Origin of the sequence: Providencia sp. SP181, assembly GCF_050446505.1 — a bacterium.
GTDB lineage: Bacteria > Pseudomonadota > Gammaproteobacteria > Enterobacterales > Enterobacteriaceae > Providencia > Providencia vermicola.
The window spans coordinates 131,238-154,760 of record NZ_JBBPXM010000007.1 but is presented as its reverse complement, the minus strand read 5'-3'; the positions used below and the strand labels follow the sequence as shown (position 1 = coordinate 154,760).

Here is a 23,523-nt window from a genome sequence, read left to right as displayed (position 1 = left end):
TTATTAGCGAATAAACGTGTTTTTAACGCGGTTAGAAACTAAAAAATACGGAATCCATAACACACAATAGAAGCTGCCATTAATCGCAGTGATAATGTTTGAGTAATTAATTTCCATACCGAATGTATAAGGGAATACAAAGCGGGCAACAAACACCATCAAGGTATATAGCAACATGGTTATGATAAACAACCACTTCGCACTTTTTTTCCATTTAACTGCTGCAATAAAAGTCCACAATAGTAATGCAATGATAACCCCATAACCCGTTTGCAATAGGTAATAACCCATTGAAAAACCTGGCACATAAAAGTCAGAGCCCACTTGTGTAGCAAGCGGCCAAACCGTTTTTACTTGAGAGACTTCTTGCATTAACATCATGACCATTTTATACAACATATAAAACAGCCCAATAACTGGCCAAATCAACCAACCACCGAGTCCTTCAAGCATTTTTTTCGGGGCCTGCGGGACGACTTGAGCGACAACCTGCTCTAATTGAACCGTGGATTGAGAATTCTCCATTTAACAAACCTTTGTATTCTGTATTTTTTCTTCAATGTATTTTTTGAGTACAGTCGCTTGATTATGTTCTGTATTTTTTGCGCTATACAATAATGTCACATGACCTTGCTCAGCCTGCTCAACTAACCTTTGCCAAGCCTCGGTGTTATTCAATTCCTCGCAATAGCGCTGCACAAATTGCTCGAATTGATCGGTATGTTGATGGAACCATTTTCGTAACTCATTAGAGGGAGCCACTTCTTTATTCCACTCATCACACTGTAAATCGATTTTTTTAATCCCTCGAGGCCATAGCCTATCGACTAAGACACGATAGCCATCATTCTTAGTCACAGGGTCATACACTCTTTTGCAATAAATCATCACTTCACCTCAATGACGGTATTTAATTCACAAAAGTATTTTTTACCCGCTTAGAAACCAAAAAATACGGTATCCAAATTGCGCAGCCAATCAGGGCACGAAAAATGTCGCGAATATCCGATGCTTCAACCTCTAAATCTAATAATGTTCCTGCCAATATAATATCTGAAATAGTCAGCACTAAAGCAAATAGCTGGAAGAAAATGTAAATTTTGATCGTAAGCTTTTTCTTCGTAAAAAAGACGTAACACAAGAAAAGCAATAAAGTATATAAAATCGCATTCCCTAAAAGCTCAAAATAGATAAGTTCTTTAAATAAGGGTATAAATGTATCGGATTGGGAGTTCGTTAACTCATCCCAATACTCAATAACCTGGATATTTTGCCCGTAAATTGCAAATGGAAGAATAATAACGGATAGCACGATCCCTAACATGGGTAAAATCAGCCAACCACCTATCCCTGTTAGTTCAGGCTTAGGAGAGGCTGGAGGGTTATGAGATGAACTGCGATCTTCAGTTTTCATTTCACTTCCTTATTCGCTGTAAACACCATGTCAGTGACGAAATAATCCATCTTACTAAGATAACATATTTGTTCACTAAAATATGAGTTACCTAATGCACCAATACACAATATATTTGGATTAAAGAAAAATCTTATCAGGTCATCATAATGCAAACATTCACTGTTAATTTACCTCTTCCACAACCTTATCGCTCTGCGGATTTTTTTGCCTTCCATTTAAGAGACCAACAAAATGTGGCAGAGATTGTTGTCGACAATTGTTTGCAAAAAGGCCTAATTTGGCAAAATCATCCCGCCAACATTCAGCTAGCCATTGAAAGCCAGCATGCAACAATTTCTTTGGATATTGATTCTTCGAATATTTCCCCAACTGAAACAGAACTCAGCACCCTTGGGAAACACTTATTGGGTTTACATCAACCCGTTAATGAATTTGAAATGCACTACCTAACAGACCCAGTGCTTGGTCAACTCATTGAAAAACAAAAGGGATTAAGAATTTATCAATCCTCTAATGCTTTCGAGGCTTTAGTATGGGCGATTATTGGGCAACAAATTAGTGTCCATGCCGCTATCGCTATCCGTCGGCGCTTTATACAAGCCGTGGGCACACAGCACTCATCAGGAATTTGGTGTTTTCCTGATATCCAACAAGTGGGTTTAGTCAGTGATGATACACTCAGACAAACAGGGTTTTCATTAGGGAAAATTGTTGCTCTTAGAGCGTTATGTGAAGCAATTAAAACCCAACAGATTGATTTATCTGTACAAGTGACCCATGACAATGCCGATGTGGTAACAGAACAACTGCTCAAAATTAAAGGAATTGGCCCTTGGACGGTCAGTTATGCACTCTTGCGGGGCTTTAATTATCTCAATGGCTCTTTGCATGGCGATGTCGCGGTAAGGCGTAATTTACAAACCTTATTAAACAGCCAAGAACAACCGACCGCGAAAGAGACAGAGAAATGGTTAGCGCAATATTCCCCATGGCGGGCACTTGTCGCTGCTCATTTGTGGCGTAGTCAATCTGCAGCAGGCTATTAATTTATGGTCAATAAAAAGAAAGCCCAATCAATTGATTAGGCTTCTTTATGAACGAACAACAGGTATTAACGTAGCCAGTTAGTTTTCACCAATTGCACCACTTCATCACCGCGCCCGCTCATAATGGCTTTTAGCATATATAAGCTAAAACCTTTGGCTTCCTGAGCAGCAATTTCTGGTGGCATTGAAAGCTCTTGTTTTGCAGTTAAGACATCCACCACCACAGGGCCATCATGGGCAAAAGCCTCTTTAAGTGCGCTATCGAGATCTTCACTTTTTTCCACACGAATACCTTTGATACCTGCAGCGTTCGCAATTGCAGCAAAATTCGGATTATGCAAATCTGTTCCTGCTGTTAAGAAACCCGCGACTTTCATTTCCATTGCTACAAAGCCCAATACCCCATTATTATGAATAATGATTTTTACTGGCAATTGCATTTGTGAAAGAGAAATAAAATCCCCCATTAACATGCTAAATCCACCATCACCACACATGGCAACCACTTGGCGTGTTTTATCAACAGCCTGCGCACCAATTGCTTGTGGCATCGCATTCGCCATAGAACCATGATTAAACGAGCCAATTAAACGGCGCTTACCATTCATTTTCAAATAGCGTGCTGCCCAGACCGTTGGCGTACCCACATCACAAGTGAAGATTGCATCATCATCGGCCAGTTCACTAATTTTAGTTGCCAAGTACTGTGGATGGATGAGCCCTTCATGCCCTGGTTTTGCGAGATCATCTAACCCTTTACGCGCTTCCTCATAATGCTTCAATGCGCTCTCAAGGTGTTTTTTATCTTGTTTAGTTTGTAGATGCGGCTGCAAGGCATCCAGAGTTGCTTTAATATCACCAATCAGCCCCATATCGATATGGCAATGAGAACCTAAGCTCCCTGCATTAATATCAACTTGAATAATTTTTGCATCATTTGGGTAGAAAGGACGATATGGGAATTGCGTTCCGAGTAAAACAACCGTATCGGCGTTCATCATTGCATGGTAACCCGATGAAAAACCGATTAAACCTGTCATTCCCACGCTGTACGGGTTATCCCACTCAATATGTTCTTTACCGCGCAGTGCATGAACTACAGGTGCTTTTAGCGTTTCTGCCAGTTTGACCACTTCATCATGTGCCCCTGCACAACCATTACCACAAAATAATGTAACATTTTTGGCTTCATTTAAAGCTTGTGCTAATTGTTCGATTTCAGAGCGCTGTGGCATGATCAATGGGGCTTGAGGCTGATACCATGTTTCTTTGGCGGTCTCTGGTGCATCTTTTAATGCAATATCCCCTGGAATGACAACAACGGATACCCCTTTGTTCAGAATTGCTTTACGCATTGCAATGCCAAGCACTTGTGGGATTTGTTCTGGGTTAGAGACCATCTCACAATAGTGGCTACATTCACGAAATAGTTCTGTTGGGTGGGTTTCTTGGAAATAATTGCTGCCAATTTCACTTGATGGAATATGTGCTGCAATCGCCAATACAGGTACTCTGTTACGATGACAATCATATAGTCCATTGATAAGATGCATATTTCCAGGCCCACAAGAGCCTGCACAAACGGCTAGTTGCCCAGTAAGCTGGGCCTCTGAGCCCGCAGCAAATGCCGCCACTTCCTCGTGACGAGTGCCTAACCATTCAATTGCCCCTTGTCGGCGCAAACTGTCGGTTAAGCCATTCAATGAATCTCCAGTAACGCCCCAAATACGTTTAACACCTGCGTTATCAAGTACTTTTGCAATATAGGATGCAACACTCTGTTTTTTCATAATGGCACTCTTCTCAGTCGGAGGTCATACACGCTTGATAAAATACAGCGCGTATTCTTTTAGAGTTTGGTAAAATTCATTTTAAATCTTACTGTACTCTCTGATTATCAAACTTATTTAAAATCATTTATTTGATTGTAACCAAGTCAATTATTCATTCCTACTTATCAAATCCATTATAAAACAGAACGACACAATCCTCCGTTATTATCAAAAGAAGATGATGATAACGGAATAAATTAAGAGACTATTGTTAATATTAATCACTGCCATATAGATATCGTAAAATGATTAGCATAATTACCTAATCAATTTGAGAATGATTAAGTTATACTTTCCACAGTAAAACACCTGTTTGATACCCAGCACCAAATGACCAAAATACAATAATATCACCTTCATGAAGTAACCCTTTTTTCAAACGATGTGCATAGGCAACTAATGGGCTATTTCCGCCTGTATAACCATACTCATCACCAATATATTCAATCTGCTCCCAGGAAAGATTTAATGCATTTTTAATCATTCCAATATAATTTCTTGATAATTGAGAAAAGAAAAAACAAGAAACATCATTCAATTTTAAATGATGTTTTTCCAACTGGAATTGAATGGCTTCTATCGCAAAGGGCACACAGAGCTCTCCTGTAAAATTATCCCAGTGAAATTTCTCTTCTTGCATATTTTGGCTATGCGACAATCCATAGTGTGGAAATACAATCGTATCGGCATACTGACTATCAGTGTAATATTGACTATCGATGAGCCCAGCGCCTGAGTTGTCCTTTACTTTATCGAGTATCATTGCAACCGCCGCATCCCCAAATAAAGCCTCAGGGAAAAACTCATGTGGTTTTGCATATCGAGAAACTTGATCTGTAGAGATAATCAATGCTCTGCAATAGGACGCTTTTAATTTCAGCATCATGGCCGCTTGTTCAAGAACTGCCAGCATACTTAAACAATTTATATTCATATCGATACAAATACAATTGTGTTTAATATTGAACTTTCGATGAATAAATAATGCGTGAGTTGGCGATAAATACTCTACCGTCGTTGATGCGAAAATAATAATATCAATATTACTATCATCCACTATCGGCTCTGCTGATTTAAATGCCATCGTTAATACATTTTCACTTTCAAGGTCAGAAACATAACGCTGTCGCTTACCTAATGATTCAAATAGATTATTAATATTTTTAATATCGCCATGCTTTTTGATAAAATATTCATTCCCCCTAATTTTTGCAGGATGATAAACATTAATCGCTGATATTTTCACGGAATTGTTCATATTACCCCCTATATTCATGGAGTATTTAGCATAGTTCAAATCAGCAAAAATAAAATACAACATATTGATTGTTATGGTTTTTATTATATATAATCAACATTGTTAGCCTAATGCATTATTGATATAAGTAACATGTTGTTATAAACCTAACCCGCTAAAATAAAACGCTAAAAATTCTTTTTTTTCGGCATTAAAAGCCGAGTATTTTACATTCTAGCGATATTAATGTATTATTGGTAACTAGTTTGATTATTCTCAGGTGGTTATTTTGCTCTATTTACAAAAAAAAGTGCTCTCTATTTCTCTCTCTAACTCTACTGTATTACTCCATTATCTAGCTCAATTTTAAATTTTAAAAACTGAACAAAAATTCATACAGCGACTATTATAAATGATAGGACTTTACACGTTGTTTAAGTATGAAAACCCACACCTTAAATGTGATTTATCTCGTTGTTGAAATTCAAATAAGAGGATGGTTTCATGAAATTCAAGAAGAAAAAAGAAAAACCATTAAATATTAATGACATTACAATCATTGATGATGGTAAATTAAAAAAAGCAATTACCGCTGCTTCACTGGGTAATGCGATGGAATGGTTTGACTTTGGTGTATATGGCTTCTTAGCTTACGTATTAGGTCAAGTTTTCTTTCCAGACGCATCACCGAGCGTCCAGATGATTGCTGCACTAGCGACATTCTCCGTGCCCTTCTTAGTTAGGCCATTAGGGGGAGTGGTATTTGGTATCTTAGGTGATAAGTATGGTCGACAAAAAGTGTTGTCGATGACCATTATCATTATGGCGATAAGTACGTTCTGTATTGGTTTGATCCCATCATATGAAAGCATCGGTATTTGGGCACCAATCTTGTTATTAATTGCTAAATTAGCACAGGGCTTCTCTGTCGGTGGGGAATATTCAGGGGCTGCAATTTTTGTTGCCGAATATTCACCTGACCGTAAGCGTGGCTTTATGGGCAGTTGGTTAGACTTTGGTTCTATCGCAGGTTTCGTGCTAGGTGCAGGTGTAGTCGTGCTAATTTCCAGTATCGTTGGAGAGGCAAACTTCCATGATTGGGGCTGGAGAATTCCGTTCTTCTTAGCCTTACCTTTAGGGATCATTGGGTTATATCTTCGCCATTCCCTTGAAGAAACGCCCGCTTTCCAACAGCACGTTGAGTCACTGGAAAAACAAGACAAAGCCAATATTCAAAATCCACCCAAAGTTTCAGTACGCGAAGTGGCATCGAAGCATTGGAAAAGCTTATTAATTTGTGTTGGCTTAGTGATTGCAACTAATGTCACGTATTACATGTTGCTGACTTACATGCCAAGTTATTTATCACATAACCTAAATTATTCAACTGACCATGGTGTGCTAATAATTATCGCCATTATGATTGGTATGCTATTTGTTCAACCCGTGATTGGCTTAACCAGTGATAAAATTGGCCGTCGCCCATTTGTTATTATCGGTAGCGTAGGTTTAGTGCTATTGGCTTACCCTGCTTTTATGCTAATTAACAGCGGCTCAGTTGGGTTAATTTTTGTAGGATTACTGATCCTTGCGATATTGCTAAACTGTTTTACTGGAGTCATGGCATCAATTTTACCCGCGATTTTCCCAACGCATATTCGTTACAGTGCCTTAGCCATTGCCTTTAATATCTCAGTATTAATTGCAGGTGCTACCCCAACTGTTGCAGCTTGGTTAGTCGAATCAACCACAGATTTATACATGCCAGCCTATTACTTGATGGTGATTGCATTGATTGGCTTATACACAGGTATTCGCATGCCAGAAACAGCCAATAAACCGTTGCGGGGTGCAACACCAGCGGCGTCGGATAAAGCCGAGGCGAAAGAAATCTTGAGTGAACATTTTGACAATATTGAGCAAAAAGTTGAAGATATTGACCAACAAATTGCTGAACTTGAGAAAAAACGCCAGTCGTTAATTAACCAGCATCCTAAATTAGATTAACGCCTAGGAGGAAAGCGGTGGCAGCCAAGCATCTTATCTGGTTTCGTCATGATTTACGCGTCACAGATAATAAAGCCCTTTCCTCGGCCTGCGCTGACCCGCAGGCCAATGTCATCGCCCTCTATACCGCCACGCCCGAACAGTGGAAACAGCATGATGTCTCTGTACGGCAAATCGCCTTTATTCATCAAAACCTTGTCGAATTACAACATTCCCTTGCTGAGTTAGGTATCCCACTCATTTGCCATACTGTGGATAATTTTGTAGATGCCGCTAAATGGGTACTAAATTACGCCAAAGAACAGCAGGCGGATGCCTTGTTTTTCAATCGGCAGTATGAATGGAATGAAAAGAAACGTGATGAGTGGTTGATAGAACACGCATCACCAATGCATGTCCATACTTTTGATGATGCGCTGTTGCTCCCACCTGGCGCAGTAACAAATCAAAAAGGTGAGATGTACCAAGTTTATACCCCATTTCGCCGTGCTTTTCTAACCCAACTCACTGTCACAGACTACCGTTCCTTACGTGCCCCTGCTCAGCGCTCAAAGCCGTTAGAGATTAAAACAATCCTGCCGCTATTTCCTCATGAGGATCAAAACATCGCGCAATCTTTCCCTGCAGGTGAACAAGCGGCCTTAAAGCAGCTCAGGCAGTTTTGCGCTAAAAAAGTTACAGATTACCAACATGATAGAGATTTCCCCTCCATTAATGGCACTAGCCAGCTATCGCCATACCTCGCGATTGGAGTGTTATCCCCTCGCCAGTGCATCAATCGTTTGCAAGCTGAAAACCCACAATTTCTTGACTACCCTGATAGCGGCGCATTCACTTGGTTAAATGAATTAATTTGGCGTGAATTTTATACCCACCTTTTAGTGGCATTTCCTCGCCTGTGCCGCCACCAGCCCTTTATTCATTGGACACAATATATTCATTGGAATGATTCACCTACCGATTTTGAGGCATGGAAAATCGGACAAACGGGCTACCCAATTGTTGATGCAGCCATGCGGCAGCTGAATACCACAGGCTGGATGCATAATCGGTTACGAATGATTGTGGCGAGTTTCTTAGTCAAAGATTTACTCATTGATTGGCGGGAAGGGGAAAAATACTTTATGACCCAGCTGATTGATGGGAGTTTAGCGGCGAATAACGGCGGCTGGCAATGGTCAGCCTCTACAGGTGTGGATGCCTCCCCTTGGTTTCGTATTTTCAACCCGACCACACAAGGGAAAAAGTTTGATGCTCAGGGCACGTTTATCCGCTATTGGCTCCCTGAATTAAATGGCGTCCCTGATAAATATATCCATACCCCCCATGAATGGGCAGAAGAAAACAATATAGCCATTGATTACCCGAAACCTATCGTTGATCACAAACAGGCGCGTTTAAACACACTGGATGCGTTTGAAGCAGGTAAACGCAATAGTCTTAAATACGATAAATAGCAAAGTTATTATTTGTGTTAAGGGTTATTATGCAAGCCTAATGATAAGGAGATGCAATCGATGAGCGTAATTTTACAGGTAGACTTCCCATACCAAGGCCCATGGGGCGAAGAAATGACGGCAGCAATGAATGATTTAGCTCAGTCAATCAACCAAGAACCTGGTTTTATCTGGAAGATTTGGACTGAAAACCAACAAACTCAAATGGCAGGTGGAGTTTACATGTTTGCTTCTGAGCAAGAGGCAAACGCATATTTAACCAAACACAGTGCGCGTTTAAAAGCCTTTGGTGTGCCTGATGTCCGAGGGGAAATTTTTGCCGTGAACACCGCACTCAGCCAACTTAACCAAGCGCAGTTTATCGCAAAATAAGCACTTATTGGCGATGAAATTCAAATAGCATCACATCAGAGGTAAATGAGCCATCTGCTTGTAATGCAAAATGGTGTTTCACTTCATCACTGAGCGTGTTTTGAAATTGGCGAATTGCCTCAACTAAAGGTTGTGGCGTTCGCATCCGTTCAACCCAACTGGTAAATTCAAGGGGCAAACGGAAACTTTGAACACCACTAACAAATAGCCCTGCATTGTTGAACATCCCTGCCCATTCCCCTGCGGAATAATCGCGAATATGCGATGTATCCCTTAAAACTTCAACGGTTTGCAGATAAATGTCCAACAATGGGTGACCTGGTGAAACCACATCAATAAAAATGCCTTTTCCACCCACTTTTAATACACGGCAGACTTCACGCAGCGCTTTTTCAACATCATGCCAATGGTGTGCAGAATAGCGGCTAATCACCCGATCAAAATGATTATCTGCAAACGGCAGTTGTTCAGCTGTGCCTTTGCAGGTCGCGATATTGGTTAATTGGCGCTCTTGCGCGTTTTTCGCCACAACACTCAGCATCGAGTCAGACAGATCATATGCTGTGACAGATTTAACCCATGGCGCGGTATAAAAACTCGCATGCCCTGCACCACAGCCAAGGTCAAGGACATCCTCAGCTTGGCAACCCTGTAGCAACCTCTGCAAGGCGAGTAAATCTTCACCTTGCGCATGAACTTGACTGGTTAAATAGGCGTTGGCTTGCTCATCAAATTGCTGATAAACCGCTTGATGGTGCGTTTTCATTTCTGTTTCCTGACATTTTGTTAGCGATTTCCCATCACAACAGAAAATGATTGAAAAAGCACCTATTTGTTTGTAACCGTTTCATCACAATCATGGTTAATGAAAATCCCCATGACGGCGTTCCACCAGCGTCAAAATGCTATAAAGTGCCACGGCTGTATCGTCTTGGTTAAAGACTTGCACATCCCATTCAACAACACCATTTGGTTTATCTTCGGCTAATTTCTGTGGTTTTTTTATCTTTTTCTTGCACGTTAGACGAACTTGTATCGTATCGCCAATTTTTACGGGTTCGATAAAACGCAAATTTTCCATGCCATAATTTGCGATAACTGGCCCAACGCCTGCATCAACAAACAGACCTGCTGCGGCTGAAACCACAAAATACCCATGGGCAATACGTTCACCAAACAGTGATTGTGCCGCCCCGATTTTATCCACGTGCACATAGAAATTATCACCACTGAGGCAAGCAAAATTAGCAATATCGGCCTCCGTCACCGTACGCCTTGCTGTGAGCAACGTATCGCCTATCACTAAGTCTTCAAAATGTTTTCGAAATGGATGAACAACATCAGTTACCATCTCCGCACCACGGATCCACTGCTGGCTAATCGCGGTTAACATCGATGGGCTCCCCTGAATGGCTGTGCGCTGCATATAATGCTTCACCGCTCTCAATCCACCCAGTTCTTCACCGCCACCTGCACGCCCAGGCCCACCATGCACTAGTAGAGGTAGTGGTGAGCCGTGTCCTGTTGATTCTGCCGACGATGCCTCATTTAATACCAACATGCGTCCATGTGCGCGTGCACTTGCTCGGATCACTGATTGAGCGACCTGTGCATCCGCTGTCACTAATGTGCCCGCCAAGCTACCGCCCCCGAGAATAGCAAGTTGCACCGCTTGCTCAAGGCTTTCATAACTCATTAACGTCGCAACAGGGCCAAATGCTTCAGTTTCATGAACGGCCGAAGATTTAAATGGCTCTGCGCAGTACAATAATGTCGGTGGATAAAAGGCACCGTTTTGGCTATCAGCACCGATGACCGCTAATTGTTCAAACTGCCCACCACAGAGTACTTCACAGCCATTGTTTTGTAGATAATCCACTTTCGTCTGCACATCTTGGCGCTGTTCTAAATTAATCAACGCCCCCATGCGTACCCCATCAACTGCGGGGTCACCAACTGTCGTCGCCGATAACCGTTTAAGCAGTGCTTGTTTAACATTGTCTAACTGATTTTTCGGTACAATAATACGACGAATGGCCGTGCATTTTTGCCCTGCCTTTGCGGTCATTTCACTGGTCACTTCTTTAATAAACAATGCAAATTCAGGCTGTTCTGGCTGCACATCATTCCCTAAGATCGCACAGTTCAGTGAGTCGGCTTCCATGGTGAAAGGCACTGATTTTTCTATGATACGCGGATGGGATTTAAGTTTTTGCCCTGTGGAGGCTGACCCTGTGAACGTGACGACATCCTCAAAATCAAGGTGATCAAACATATCCCCGACGCCACCACAAATCAGCTGAATAGCCCCCGTAGGTACCAAACCACTGTCGACCATCAGCTTGACCATCGCTTGGGTGACTTGAGCCGATGCTGTCGCAGGCTTGATAATGGCAGGCATACCCGCTAGCCACGTAGGTGCCAGTTTCTCTAGCATTCCCCAACAAGGAAAATTAAAAGCATTGATATGCAGCGCCACGCCACGGCGAGAGGTCAAAATATGATGGCCAATAAATTGCCCCTGCTTAGACAAAGGAACCGTGTCACCTTCAGGCCAAATGGTGTCATCGGGGAGCTCTCTACTTGCCAAACCTGAATAGGCAAATAACGTCCCAATACCCCCTTCAATATCCACCCAGCTATCTGCTTTTGTTGCCCCTGTTTGCGCTGAAATCGCATAGAGTTCCGCCTTATGTTCCAACAAATACTTGGCCACCGCTTTAAGCATCTGCCCCCGTTGCTGGAATGACATAGCAGATAGCGCCTCCCCTCCAACTTCTCGCCCATAGGCCAGACTGTCAGATAAAGGAAGCCCCTCGGTTGTCACCGCGTATAAAGCCTGATTAGTAAGTGCATGATAGATCGCCCGCTCTTTACCATTACCCTGTACCCACTTCCCCATAATGTAACTTGTTAAATGCTGCATATCTCACTCCAGAAATAAAGGAAATAAACAAAACCAATATTTAAATATGTATCATAAAAATAATCATAGATGCTAATTTAAATTTAACAAATTAAAAACAAATTTGCATAAATCTAAGTTCCCACTCAAATCCATACAAAAAACAATGAATATATATTATTGATTTTATTCCATTTATAATAAAACCTTGTGAAGTGCCTCGCAGAATTAAGTTAATGAACATTGATCTTTATGTTAAATATTCCTAGCATCAATGTTAAATATAAATGATTCATTATTTTAAATTAAAAATATTTTTCGAATCACTTAATGGAAAAATCAATGAACGAGAAAAATCAGGCTAACTTCGAGGCCAAAATCGAAGCGGATATTTCCATCGAGCCCAAAGACTGGATGCCCGATGCCTATCGGCAGAACCTTATTCGCCAGATCGGCCAACATGCCCACTCCGAAGTCGTGGGAATGCTCCCGGAAGCCAATTGGCTCACCCGCGCACCGACGCTGCGCCGTAAAGCTATTTTACTCGCCAAAATTCAAGATGAGGCTGGCCATGGCCTTTATCTATACAGCGCAGCAGAAACCCTTGGCTGTTCTCGCCAAGATATCTACCAAAAGCTGCTTGATGAAAAAATGAAGTATTCCTCGATATTTAATTACCCCACGTTGAATTGGGCTGATGTAGGCGTAGTTGGCTGGTTAGTCGATGGAGCCGCGATTGTGAACCAAGTCGCGCTATGCCGTGCATCCTACGGCCCTTATGCACGTGCAATGGTGAAAATTTGTAAAGAAGAAAGTTTCCACCAACGCCAAGGTTATGAAGCCGTGATGGCCCTAGCAGAAGGCACTGAAGCACAAAAGGCGATGTTACAAGATGCAATAAATCGCTTCTGGTGGCCTGTTCTCACCATGTTTGGCCCGAATGACTCCGATTCTCCGCACAGTGCACAAAGTATGGCGTGGAAAATCAAACGCTTTAGTAATGACGAACTCCGTCAAAAATTTATCGATAACACTGTGCCCCAAGTCGAAGCACTCGGTATGACCATTCCTGATCCTGATCTCATGTGGGATGACGAGCTGGGTCACTACCGCTTCGGGGAAATTGATTGGGCAGAGTTTTACCAAGTGATTAAAGGTAACGGCATTTGTAACCATGAGCGCCTGGGTGCAAAGCGTAAAGGCTGGGAAGACGGAGCATGGGTACGCGAAGGTGCCATGGCACATAGTCGCAAGCAAAAGTCCATAAAATCCGCAGCGTAGTTTACTGACCAATGCTCAGAAAAGGAAAATACCATGAATAACCAAGATTGGCCTTTATATGAAGTTTTTATTCGCAGTAAACAAGGTTTGGCTCACCGCCATGTCGGAAGCTTACATGCCTCAGACGACCAAATGGCGCTAGAAAACGCCCGTGATGCCTACACTAGACGCAGCGAAGGTTGCTCGATTTGGGTCGTCAAAGCTGCCCATTTAATTGCATCGCAGCCTGAAGATAAAAGCACATTCTTTGACCCTGCGGACACCAAGGTTTACCGCCATCCAACTTTTTACACCATCCCTGATGGCATTAAAAACATGTAAGGAGCACCTCATGAATCATCAAGAACAGCTCCATCATTACACATTACGGCTCGGTGACTCGCCATTAATTCTTGCACAACGTCTGTGTGAGTGGTGTGGGCATGCACCTGAAATCGAAATTGATCTCGCACTCTCTAATATTGGCCTGGATTTACTGGGGCAAGCACGCAATTTTTTAAGCTACGCCGCCCAGCTAAAAGGCACCGATTATGATGAAGATAAGCTGGCCTTTTTACGTGATGAACGAGAATTCAGCAATCTATTACTCGCTGAACAGCCAAATAACGGCTTTGATGACACACTGGTACGCCAATTTTTTATGGACGCTTATCACGTTCCACTCTACCAAGCCCTGATCCATAGCCGCGATGAACAACTTTCGGCTATTGCAGAAAAATCCCTCAAAGAGGCAATTTACCACCTGCGCTTTAGCCGTAATTGGATGATCCGTTTAGGGGATGGTACAGAGGAAAGTCATCGACGAATGCAAGATTCTGTTAATGCATTATGGCGCTTTACTGGTGAACTTTTTCACGCAGATAACATTGAAATTGCCCTCAGCGAAGCGGGTTTTGCCGTTGATCCTCGTTCTTTGAAAGACACATGGTTAAACACCATCAATGAAATCTTTGATGAAGCCACGCTTAGCGTACCTGAGAAAGACGCTTATCGTTTAGGGGGTAAGCAAGGCAGCCATACTGAACATCTCGGCCTGCTGTTAACGCAATTGCAATTTATGCAACGCGCTTACCCAAATAGCCAGTGGTGATGCTATGGAACAGAGACTGCAATTCAACGAGCTTCAATCACCCCAAGTTCATCAGATCTGGCAACAGCTGCACCAAATTTCCGATCCTGAGCTGCCTGCACTCTCTATTACTGATCTTGGCATGATCCGCAAAGTGCTTCCAGATAACCAGGGTTGGAAAGTCATTTTTACACCGACCTATTCGGGTTGCCCTGCAACCGAATTTTTAATCAATGAAATTAAAACGGTTTTGGGCAATGCGGGTTTTGAACAGGTTGATATTGAAGTCATGTTAGCTCCTGCTTGGACCACCGATTGGATGAGCCAAGATGCCAAAAGGCGCTTGCGTGAATTTGGTATTGCGCCGCCACAAGGCACTTCTTGCGAGCACCCTGAGCACAAGGGAGCCATTCGTTGTCCACGCTGTGATAGCGAACAGACTGAAAAAATTAGCGAATTCGGTTCAACCGCATGCAAAGCATTGTATAAGTGCGCCGAATGCTTAGAGCCATTTGATTACTTTAAATGTATTTAGGGGCACTCATATGACTGTATTTCATCGTTTAAGTATTGCCGCCATTGAGCGCGACACCCCTGACGCCGTTGCGGTGACGTTCGATATTCCTGATGCCTTACGCGAACAATATCGTTACCGTCCAGGGCAGCATCTCACCTTAAAAGCCTTAATTAATGGTGAAAATTTGCGCCGCTGCTACTCCATTTGTAGTTCACCTGACGAAGAGACACTAAAAATTGGCGTAAAAGCCATTTATGAAGGACGCTTTTCTAATTTTATCAACCAACAACTGAATGTCGGCGATAGCCTCGATGTAATGATCCCACAAGGGCAGTTTGGCTACCAGCCTGAAACGCATACCCATGCACACTACCTTGCCGTTGCTGCGGGCTCTGGGATCACCCCACTGCTTTCAATCATTAAAGCCACATTGCAAACAGAGCTTAAAAGCCATTTTGTGTTGATTTATGGTAATCGTAATAGCCGTTCTGTGATGTTTAAAGAGAGTATTTCAGACTTAAAAAACCGCTTTGCTGAGCGTTTCCAAGTGCTTTATCTGTTTAGCCAAGAGCTTCAAGACAGTGAACTCCTTAGCGGGCGTATTAGCCAGCAACAGCTTTTGGCATTAGGTAACACACTATTAAATTTTAAACAATTTGACCACGCGTTTATCTGCGGCCCTGAAAGTATGATGGATGAGGTGCATGACACCCTCGTGAGTTACGGCATACCAAAAGAATTCGTACACACTGAGCGTTTCAACACATCAGGAGCAAAATTTAAACCCACTGCCGCCAAGTCCAATGAAACTCGCCAAGTCAGTATTCACCTTGATGGTCGCACTTTGAATATCAGCATGGACAGTCAAGATGACAGCATTTTGGATGCGGCATTACGCCAAGGCGCTGACCTGCCATATGCCTGTAAAGGGGGCGTGTGTGCAACCTGTAAATGCAAATTGCGTTCAGGAGAAGTGGAAATGGGCGTCAATTACAGTCTTGAACCAGACCAGATTGCCGATGGTTACATCCTGAGTTGCCAAGCCTGGCCAAAGGGTGATGGCGTTGTTTTAGACTTTGACGTATAGGAAGCGCAATGAAAAACCCCTGGATTTTATCTCAGCAAAATCAGCGTGTTCTTACTCTAACGTTGAATCGCCCCGAAGTGCGTAACGCGCTTAGCACCCAATGCCTTGAGTTGCTGGTACAACATCTTGAATCCGCTGATAACAATGAGGAAATCGGTGCGATAGTCATCGCTGGCAACCCGCGTTTCTTCGCTGCTGGCGCGGATCTTAAAGAGCTACAACAGCAAACTGTCGCTAACGCGATAACGGATAAACGCCCTCAAGTATGGCGTCGTTTATCCATGATATCAAAGCCAATTATCGCTGCCACCAATGGGTATGCACTCGGGGCAGGCTTCGAGCTACTACTCGCCAGTGACATGGTGATTGCAGGGGAATCCGCCCGTTTTGGGTTACCCGAAATTACCCTCGGTTTAATGCCTGGAGCGGGCGGTACACAGCGTTTGATCCGCGCTGTAGGCAAATCTTTAGCGATGCAAATGGTGCTGACAGGGGAACCGATTAGTGCCAAACACGCACTCCAAGTGGGCTTAATCAGTGAAATTTGCGTTGACGATTTAGTGGTCGAACGTGCTCAACGACTTGCACAACGCATTACAGAGCATGCGCCTTTAGCCGTGCGTGCGGCAAAGGCAGCCTTAGTCCACGCCCAAGATAACCACCTTACTGAGGGACTAAAACTAGAGCGCCAATATTTTGTGGCCTTAGCAGGCACGCAAGATCGGCAAGAAGGGATCGCAGCCTTCTTTGAAAAACGCCCACCTCAGTTTACAGGACAATAACCATGACAAACGAAGCGATGATCCTCACCGCACTGGAAAATGGGGTTCTTACGGTAACCTTAAACCGCCCTGATAGGCTCAATAGTTTCAATGATGAAATGCATCGTCAGTTGAGTGATGCCATCAAAATTGCAGAACGTGACGACACGGTGCGTTGCTTAGTGATCACAGGGGCTGGCCGTGGCTTTTGTGCAGGGCAAGATCTCAACGATCGTAATGTCAACGTCGGTAGCGAAGCGCCTGATCTCGGTTTTTCTGTAGAAACCTATTATAACCCACTGATCCGCCGTCTTACGGCCTTACCAAAACCCATTATTTGCGCAGTCAATGGTGTCGCGGCAGGCGCTGGTGCAGCTATCGCATTAGCTGGAGATATTGTTATCGCCGCCAAAAGTGCCAGTTTTATTCAGTCATTTTGCCGCCTGGGTTTAGTTCCCGATTCAGGGGGAAGCTGGTTTTTGCCCCAGCTAGCTGGGCACGCCAGAGCGATGGGCATGGCATTATTGGGGGACAAAATCAGCGCAGAGCAAGCATTGCAATGGGGAATGATTTGGCAAGTTACTGAAAATGAAGCACTCACAGACACTGTTCAGCAACTAGCTCAACACCTTGCGACACAACCTACCTACGGTCTCGGCCTAATCAAAAAAGCCATTTACTGCGCAGCAACCAATACCCTAGATGAACAACTAGACCTTGAGCGCGATTTGCAGCGTTTAGGTGGACGTAGCGAAGATTACCGCGAAGGGGTAAGTGCTTTTTTAAACAAACGCGAACCGCAGTTTAAGGGGCGATAACCATGACACTCCCTACAACTTCTACCATCACGACAATTGCGGTTATCGGCGCTGGCACTATGGGTATTGGTATTGCGCAGGTAGCTGCCACCGCAGGGCTTACCGTTTTACTGTTTGATATTAACCAAGATGTATTAACCCGTTCATTAGACACGATGACGCAACGCTTACGTAAACGTGTGGAACAAGGAAAGGCTGAGTCAAAAACGATAGAAACGCTGATCACTAACATTCATGTCGCTCAACACTTGTCTGAGTTGTCTAGTGCCCAACTTGTCATAGAAGCTGTTGCAGAAAAATTAGCAATAAAACAGTCTATCTTCGGTGAACTTGAAGGCATTTGTCATAAATCAACAATATTTGCGAGTAACACATCGTCATTGTCGATTACAGCGATTGGTTGCCAATTGAAACACCCTGAACGGCTTGCTGGCTTACACTTTTTTAACCCAGCTCCCGTGATGAAATTGGTTGAGGTGATTCGTGGCCTAGAAACATCATCTGAAGTTATTGAACAGTTGAAAGCATTGACTCTCTCATGGGGTAAGGTACCCGTTATTTGCCGCTCAACACCTGGGTTTATTGTCAATCGCGTAGCAAGGCCTTTTTATGCAGAGACCTTACGCGCCCTCGAAGAGCAAGTGGGCTCCCCAGCCACGTTAGATAGTGTGCTGCGGGATGCAGGAGGCTTTGCAATGGGGCCATTGCAACTCACTGATCTCATTGGCCATGACGTCAACTATGCCGTGACTGAATCCGTATTTCAGGCCTTCGGTTATGACCCACGCTTTCAAACCTCATTAATGCAATTGGAATTAGTGCAAGCAGGGCATTTTGGTCGAAAATCAAAACAAGGTTTCTATCATTATGATGATAATAAACCACAACCCACTGCGTCATTTGCCGCAAAAGTTCATCTTAACCACCCCCAAACTGTAAAAGTTGGTGGCGATTGGCAGATATTTCCTGAGTTTGCGCAGCTTTTATCTGAAAATGGGATCTCACTCGAAGGATTAGCACAACAGCCAAATCAATCTCCCACCCTCCTTGTTAATGACGTTATGATTATGTTAACAAATGGTGAATTGGCATCATTTCATGCACAGCGATCAGGGCAAGCGGTGGTTTTATTTGATTTATCGGCAAATTATCTTTCCGCAAGCGCCATCACGCTCACCTGCGCAACGCAAAACAATACGCAACAAAACCAACACGCGATCGCCTTTTTTCAGTCTCTTGGGAAAAACGTGATTGTACTACCTGATTACCCTGCGCTGTTAACGATGAGAACGGTTGCGATGTTATGTAATGAAGCACTCGATGTCGTGAATAAAGGGGTTGCTACTGTACAAGATACCGATAATGCCATGCGCTTTGGGGTGAATTATCCCAAAGGCCCATTAACTTGGGGAGCTCAACTCGGTTGGCCGCGTATGTTATCGGTACTTGAGCAACTTGCGCAGTTTTATGGGGATAGCCGTTATCGTCCCAACCCATTACTTAGGCAGTTAGCTGCAGGTTATCAGTCTTTATCTTTCAAGGAGTTGCTATGATTTCTGTGCCGAATATCACGACTGCTCAACAATCCGCTCATATTATGTATCGTGATGATGCATGTGCAAAGGCAATGGGTATGTCGATTGAGAAAGTCGAAGATGGCTTTGCGCAATTAAAAATGCCAATCACTGCAAATATGCTTAATGGCCATAAGACCTGCCATGGTGGGCAACTCTTTAGCCTTGCCGATACCGCATTTGCCTACGCCTGTAATAGCCAAGGGTATGCTGCTGTTGCGTCTATGTGTTCCATTGATTTCATCCGTCCAGGCTTTGAAGGGGATTTACTCACTGCCACCGCAAAAGTGAAATATCAAGGCAAACGTAACGGGCTCTATAACGTCGAAATAACTAACCAAGATGGCAAAACACTTGCCTTATTCCAAGGGCGCTCTCATCGTTTAGGGCACCGCTTAGAGGAGGCTTGCCATGATTGATGCGTATATTTGTGATGGTGTGCGTACTCCGATAGGCCGTTATGGTGGTGCTCTTTCTTCCCTGCGTCCTGACGATCTCGCGACTTTACCCTTAAAAGCGTTAATGGCAAGGAACCCGCAGTTAGATTGGTCACTGACTGATGACATTATTTTAGGTTGCGCAAACCAAGCGGGTGAAGACAACCGTAACGTGGCTCGCATGGCGGGTTTGCTGTCTGGCTTGCCCATTTCGGTTTCAGGCACAACTATTAACCGCTTATGCGGTTCTGGGCTAGATGCAATCGCGCTTGCCGCGAGAAGTATTAAAGCAGGTGAATCAGGGTTAATGATTGCAGGGGGCGTTGAGTCAATGAGCCGCGCACCGTTTGTTATGGGGAAACAAGAATCGGCTTTCTCACGCCAAGCCCAAGTCTTTGATACTACAATCGGTTGGCGGTTCATCAACCCATTAATGGAACAACAATGCGGTACTGATTCCATGCCTGAAACGGCTGAAAATGTGGCAGAAACCTACCAGATCAACCGTGCAGACCAAGATGCATTTGCACTACGCAGCCAGCAGCGCACTGAACGGGCTAAAGTTAACGGTATATTTGCGCAAGAAATTGTCCCTGTCACCATTAAACAGCACAAAAATGAAATCGTGGTCACTGAAGATGAACATCCTCGAGCAGAAACCACCTTTGAGCAACTGCAAAAGCTGAAAACACCGTTTCGTGAAAATGGCACTGTCACTGCAGGAAACGCCTCTGGCGTAAATGATGGCGCCGCTGCGCTAATTATTGCATCCAAAACAATTGCGAAACAGCAAGGTTTAACCCCACGCGCCCGTATTGTTGCCACTGCTACTTGTGGTGTTGAGCCTCGATTGATGGGGATTGGCCCGCTCCCTGCCTCACAAAAAGTATTGAAAATGGCGGGTTTAACTATCGACCAAATGGATGTTATTGAGCTAAATGAAGCCTTTGCAGCACAAGCTCTCGCCGTATTGAGGGGGTTAGGTTTACCCGATGACGCTTCGCACGTAAACCCCAATGGTGGCGCGATTTCCTTAGGTCACCCATTAGGGATGAGCGGTGCAAGACTCGCTATTGCCGCGATGAATGAACTTCATCGCAAACAAGGTCGCTACGCCCTATGTACCATGTGTATTGGCGTAGGGCAAGGCATCGCCATGATTATCGAACGAGTCTGAAAAAACGCATTCATATCAATAATAACCGCCTGAAATCCGACACCTGCTCAGGCGAAAACCAGCAACGTCATCAACGAAAACTGGTTAACATAATAATTATGAGGAATGGCAATTATGAGCATGATACAAAATAGCATCGACCCAATTGAATTTGCCTCACGTGATGAAATCGAGTCATTACAGTATTCTCGAATGAAGTGGACACTCACTCACGCCTATGAAAATGTACCAATGTACCGTAAAAAGTTTGATGACGCGGGTGTACACCCTGATGATTTTAAACAATTAAGTGATATCGAAAAATTCCCCTATACCACTAAGCAGGATTTACGGGAAAACTACCCATTCAGTACCTTCGCCGTCCCTATGGATCAAATCATTCGTATTCATGCCTCTTCAGGTACCACTGGGCGTCCAACCGTTGTCGGCTACACACAACGTGATATTGATAATTGGGCGGATTTGATTGCACGCAGTTTACGCTCTGCGGGGACAGTACGTGGCGATAAAGTCCATGTAGCTTATGGTTATGGCTTGTTTACAGGTGGCTTAGGGGCGCATTACGGTGCTGAGCGCCTTGGTGCCGCCGTTATTCCAATGTCAGGTGGGCAAACAGAAAAACAAGCACAATTAATTGCCGATTTTAAGCCTGATGTCATTATGGTGACGCCATCCTATTGCCTAAGTATTATTGATGAACTTGAGAAAATCATGGGTGGTGATGCTAGTAAGTGCTCACTTAGATTAGGCGTATTCGGTGCTGAGCCTTGGACAGAATCTCTACGCACTGAAATCGAAACTCGCCTTGGTATCAAAGCATTGGATATCTACGGATTATCAGAGGTGATGGGGCCTGGTGTTGCTATGGAGTGTGCTGACTCAGGTTCTAGCGGCCCAACTATCTGGGAAGACCACTTTTACCCTGAAATTATTTCCCCCGAAACCCTCAAAACATTAGGGGATGGTGAACATGGTGAGTTAGTGTTTACTACTCTGACAAAAGAGGCAATGCCTGTAATTCGTTATCGCACGCGGGATTTAACCCACCTAATGAAGGGCGTCAATCGCAACATGCGTCGAATTGGCAAAATCACGGGTCGTTCTGATGACATGATGATCATTCGCGGCGTAAATGTGTTCCCTTCTCAAATTGAAGAACAAATTATGCAGTTCAAAGAACTCTCACCGCACTATCAGCTCGAAATCGGTCGCCAAGGCAATATGGATAACTTATCAGTCCGCGTTGAGCTCAAACACCCAGAGCAACTCACTTACGATGAGCGCTGTAATATCTGCCATCATTTAAAACACCGTATCAAATCCATGGTTGGGATCAGCACGCGGATCAGTATCGTGAATTGTGGTGATATTCCACGTTCACAAGGTAAAGCCGAGCGGGTCATTGATACCCGAATTGCAATTTAATCAACGAATTAAGGCATATTAAGAATGGGTTACCTAATATGCCATCCTAATGCAACACGCTTTAATAAAAAACGATACGAGACAATATTCACTTTTATGTCTACTATTCAGGAAGAATTCTGATACAAAAAATTTATGGATGAAACATAAATGAATACCAAGCTCGACCAATTTATTCAACATGCTATCGCCAGTCAGCCCATTAGTGGTACGTCGCTCATTAGTTCCTTATACGGTGATGCACTACATCACCGAGGAGGCGAGGTTTGGTTAGGTAGCCTAACTAAATTATTAGAACCCATGGGGTTTACTGACCGCTTTGTGCGTACCTCTGTTTTCCGCTTACAAAAAGAGGGGTGGTTAGATGTCGAAAAAATTGGCCGACGCAGCTACTACCGAATCTCAGCCCGTGGGCAAAGTCGGTTTCGGCGGGCAGAGCAAAAAATTTACCTCGCAGAGCAACCTGATTGGGATGGAAAGTGGGACTTATTGTTATTAGAAGCGGCAGATAAAGAAGAAAAAGTTCGATTAAAAAAAGAGCTTAGCTGGCTAGGATTCGGGCAGTTTAATACATCCTTAATGGCAGCACCAAGTTGTGCACAAAGTGATGTACCAGCGTTATTAAATGAGCTCAATGCGACTGAGCAAGCCATTTATTTTCATGCAGACTACCCCTATAGCCGCTCAGAAAAAAACCTGAAAGACCTCGTGTCTCAGGCATGGTCTTTGCAAGATATTTCAGAGCATTATCACCAATTTATTTCCTTATTCAGGCCATTGGCCTTGTTACTCAAGGATAATGCAGGAACACACATCAGCCTTGAGCATTGTTTTCAGTTACGGCTGCTTTTAATTCACTTTTATCGTCGCGTCACGCTCAAAGACCCGCTATTGCCTGACGAACTTTTACCGCCTCAATGGGAAGGGCATATTGCGCGTCATTTGTGCACCAATATTTATCAACGTATCGACCAAGCTGCAACGCAATATGTTTCAGAAAATAGCGAAACGACAGTGGGTGAGCTTCCTCAACCTTCCAGTGCCTATTATCGGCGTTTTGGTGGGGTACTGCGGGAAATCGCCGCCTAAATTAACCGTTAAGGA

The 23,523-nt window shown here is 43.7% G+C and carries 23 protein-coding genes; 16 read left to right on the top strand and 7 right to left on the bottom strand.

Going from position 1 to position 23,523, the window contains the following annotated elements; all coding sequences use genetic code 11:
• Nucleotides 1-3: 3 nt before the first annotated feature.
• From AABS66_RS13655 to AABS66_RS13645, 3 genes are read right to left on the bottom strand one after another with little or no spacing between them, the layout of a single operon-like run.
• The gene (locus AABS66_RS13655; RefSeq protein ID WP_206085023.1) at nucleotides 4-525 is read right to left on the bottom strand and encodes a DUF2569 family protein; all 522 of its coding nucleotides are present in this window, start codon (nucleotides 523-525) and stop codon (nucleotides 4-6) included.
• On the bottom strand, nucleotides 526-888 hold the full coding sequence (locus AABS66_RS13650) for a DUF488 domain-containing protein (protein WP_206085024.1): 363 nt from the start codon (nucleotides 886-888) through the stop codon (nucleotides 526-528).
• Nucleotides 889-910: 22 nt separating this feature from the next.
• Entirely contained in the window at nucleotides 911-1,414 is a 504-nt protein-coding gene (locus AABS66_RS13645; protein ID WP_206085026.1) for a DUF2569 domain-containing protein, read from the bottom strand.
• A gap of 149 nt (nucleotides 1,415-1,563) precedes the next feature.
• Between AABS66_RS13645 and AABS66_RS13640 the strand changes: the two genes are divergently transcribed.
• Nucleotides 1,564-2,463, top strand: a complete 900-nt coding sequence (locus tag AABS66_RS13640) for a DNA-3-methyladenine glycosylase family protein (RefSeq protein ID WP_375083848.1) — start codon at nucleotides 1,564-1,566, stop codon at nucleotides 2,461-2,463.
• 65 nt (nucleotides 2,464-2,528) lie between these two features.
• Here the strand turns inward: AABS66_RS13640 and poxB are convergent, their stop codons facing one another.
• Nucleotides 2,529-4,253 (bottom strand): ubiquinone-dependent pyruvate dehydrogenase, encoded by a 1,725-nt coding sequence (gene poxB / locus AABS66_RS13635; protein ID WP_272681288.1) that lies wholly within the window; start codon nucleotides 4,251-4,253, stop codon nucleotides 2,529-2,531.
• Nucleotides 4,254-4,581: 328 nt separating this feature from the next.
• Nucleotides 4,582-5,553: a 3-oxoacyl-[acyl-carrier-protein] synthase III C-terminal domain-containing protein gene (locus tag AABS66_RS13630; protein WP_306803735.1), complete on the bottom strand. Its 972-nt coding sequence runs from the start codon at nucleotides 5,551-5,553 to the stop codon at nucleotides 4,582-4,584.
• A 483-nt stretch (nucleotides 5,554-6,036) separates the two neighbouring features.
• Here AABS66_RS13630 and proP point away from each other — a divergent pair, with 483 nt between their 5' ends.
• Genes proP through AABS66_RS13615 form a run of 3 tightly spaced genes read left to right on the top strand, consistent with a single transcriptional unit; the run spans nucleotide 6,037 to nucleotide 9,368 of the window.
• Nucleotides 6,037-7,539 carry a glycine betaine/L-proline transporter ProP gene (gene proP / locus AABS66_RS13625; protein WP_206085039.1) on the top strand — a complete coding sequence of 501 codons (1,503 nt, stop codon included), beginning with the start codon at nucleotides 6,037-6,039 and terminating at the stop codon, nucleotides 7,537-7,539.
• Nucleotides 7,540-7,556: 17 nt separating this feature from the next.
• Entirely contained in the window at nucleotides 7,557-8,996 is a 1,440-nt protein-coding gene (phrB, locus tag AABS66_RS13620) for a deoxyribodipyrimidine photo-lyase (RefSeq protein WP_206085041.1), read from the top strand.
• A gap of 60 nt (nucleotides 8,997-9,056) precedes the next feature.
• Nucleotides 9,057-9,368 carry a monooxygenase gene (locus AABS66_RS13615; protein WP_206085043.1) on the top strand — a complete coding sequence of 104 codons (312 nt, stop codon included), beginning with the start codon at nucleotides 9,057-9,059 and terminating at the stop codon, nucleotides 9,366-9,368.
• 4 nt (nucleotides 9,369-9,372) lie between these two features.
• Here the strand turns inward: AABS66_RS13615 and AABS66_RS13610 are convergent, their stop codons facing one another.
• The gene (locus AABS66_RS13610; protein WP_430225064.1) at nucleotides 9,373-10,182 is read right to left on the bottom strand and encodes a class I SAM-dependent methyltransferase; all 810 of its coding nucleotides are present in this window, start codon (nucleotides 10,180-10,182) and stop codon (nucleotides 9,373-9,375) included.
• 48 nt (nucleotides 10,183-10,230) lie between these two features.
• A complete protein-coding gene (paaZ, locus tag AABS66_RS13605; RefSeq protein ID WP_430225041.1) occupies nucleotides 10,231-12,294 on the bottom strand; it encodes a phenylacetic acid degradation bifunctional protein PaaZ in 2,064 nt (687 codons plus the stop codon).
• 321 nt (nucleotides 12,295-12,615) lie between these two features.
• On the opposite strand from paaZ, the gene paaA reads away from it, so the two are divergent.
• The 12 genes from paaA (at nucleotide 12,616) to paaX (ending at nucleotide 23,508) form a co-directional block, all read left to right on the top strand.
• Nucleotides 12,616-13,554, top strand: a complete 939-nt coding sequence (gene paaA / locus AABS66_RS13600) for a 1,2-phenylacetyl-CoA epoxidase subunit PaaA (protein WP_430225040.1) — start codon at nucleotides 12,616-12,618, stop codon at nucleotides 13,552-13,554.
• Nucleotides 13,555-13,587: 33 nt separating this feature from the next.
• On the top strand, nucleotides 13,588-13,875 hold the full coding sequence (gene paaB, locus AABS66_RS13595) for a 1,2-phenylacetyl-CoA epoxidase subunit PaaB (RefSeq protein WP_206085056.1): 288 nt from the start codon (nucleotides 13,588-13,590) through the stop codon (nucleotides 13,873-13,875).
• 10 nt (nucleotides 13,876-13,885) lie between these two features.
• Nucleotides 13,886-14,644, top strand: a complete 759-nt coding sequence (gene paaC / locus AABS66_RS13590) for a 1,2-phenylacetyl-CoA epoxidase subunit PaaC (RefSeq protein WP_430225039.1) — start codon at nucleotides 13,886-13,888, stop codon at nucleotides 14,642-14,644.
• Between the two features lie 4 nt (nucleotides 14,645-14,648).
• Complete coding sequence (paaD, locus tag AABS66_RS13585; protein WP_206085071.1) at nucleotides 14,649-15,158, top strand: 1,2-phenylacetyl-CoA epoxidase subunit PaaD; 510 nt, start codon at nucleotides 14,649-14,651, stop codon at nucleotides 15,156-15,158.
• A 10-nt stretch (nucleotides 15,159-15,168) separates the two neighbouring features.
• Entirely contained in the window at nucleotides 15,169-16,227 is a 1,059-nt protein-coding gene (gene paaE / locus AABS66_RS13580) for a 1,2-phenylacetyl-CoA epoxidase subunit PaaE (RefSeq protein WP_206085080.1), read from the top strand.
• 8 nt (nucleotides 16,228-16,235) lie between these two features.
• The gene (paaF, locus tag AABS66_RS13575; RefSeq protein ID WP_206085082.1) at nucleotides 16,236-17,009 is read left to right on the top strand and encodes a 2,3-dehydroadipyl-CoA hydratase PaaF; all 774 of its coding nucleotides are present in this window, start codon (nucleotides 16,236-16,238) and stop codon (nucleotides 17,007-17,009) included.
• Nucleotides 17,010-17,011: 2 nt separating this feature from the next.
• On the top strand, nucleotides 17,012-17,806 hold the full coding sequence (paaG, locus tag AABS66_RS13570) for a 2-(1,2-epoxy-1,2-dihydrophenyl)acetyl-CoA isomerase PaaG (RefSeq protein WP_206085086.1): 795 nt from the start codon (nucleotides 17,012-17,014) through the stop codon (nucleotides 17,804-17,806).
• Between the two features lie 2 nt (nucleotides 17,807-17,808).
• A complete protein-coding gene (locus tag AABS66_RS13565; protein ID WP_430225038.1) occupies nucleotides 17,809-19,359 on the top strand; it encodes a 3-hydroxyacyl-CoA dehydrogenase in 1,551 nt (516 codons plus the stop codon).
• The gene (paaI, locus tag AABS66_RS13560; protein WP_272681299.1) at nucleotides 19,356-19,799 is read left to right on the top strand and encodes a hydroxyphenylacetyl-CoA thioesterase PaaI; all 444 of its coding nucleotides are present in this window, start codon (nucleotides 19,356-19,358) and stop codon (nucleotides 19,797-19,799) included. Before AABS66_RS13565 ends, paaI begins: the two co-directional genes overlap by 4 nt.
• On the top strand, nucleotides 19,792-20,994 hold the full coding sequence (gene pcaF, locus AABS66_RS13555; RefSeq protein WP_430225037.1) for a 3-oxoadipyl-CoA thiolase: 1,203 nt from the start codon (nucleotides 19,792-19,794) through the stop codon (nucleotides 20,992-20,994). The genes paaI and pcaF overlap by 8 nt, the downstream gene beginning before the upstream one ends.
• A 114-nt stretch (nucleotides 20,995-21,108) precedes the next feature.
• Entirely contained in the window at nucleotides 21,109-22,419 is a 1,311-nt protein-coding gene (gene paaK, locus AABS66_RS13550) for a phenylacetate--CoA ligase PaaK (RefSeq protein ID WP_206085099.1), read from the top strand.
• 150 nt (nucleotides 22,420-22,569) lie between these two features.
• Complete coding sequence (paaX, locus tag AABS66_RS13545) at nucleotides 22,570-23,508, top strand: phenylacetic acid degradation operon negative regulatory protein PaaX (protein WP_430225036.1); 939 nt, start codon at nucleotides 22,570-22,572, stop codon at nucleotides 23,506-23,508.
• The last annotated feature ends 15 nt before the right edge of the window (nucleotides 23,509-23,523 follow it).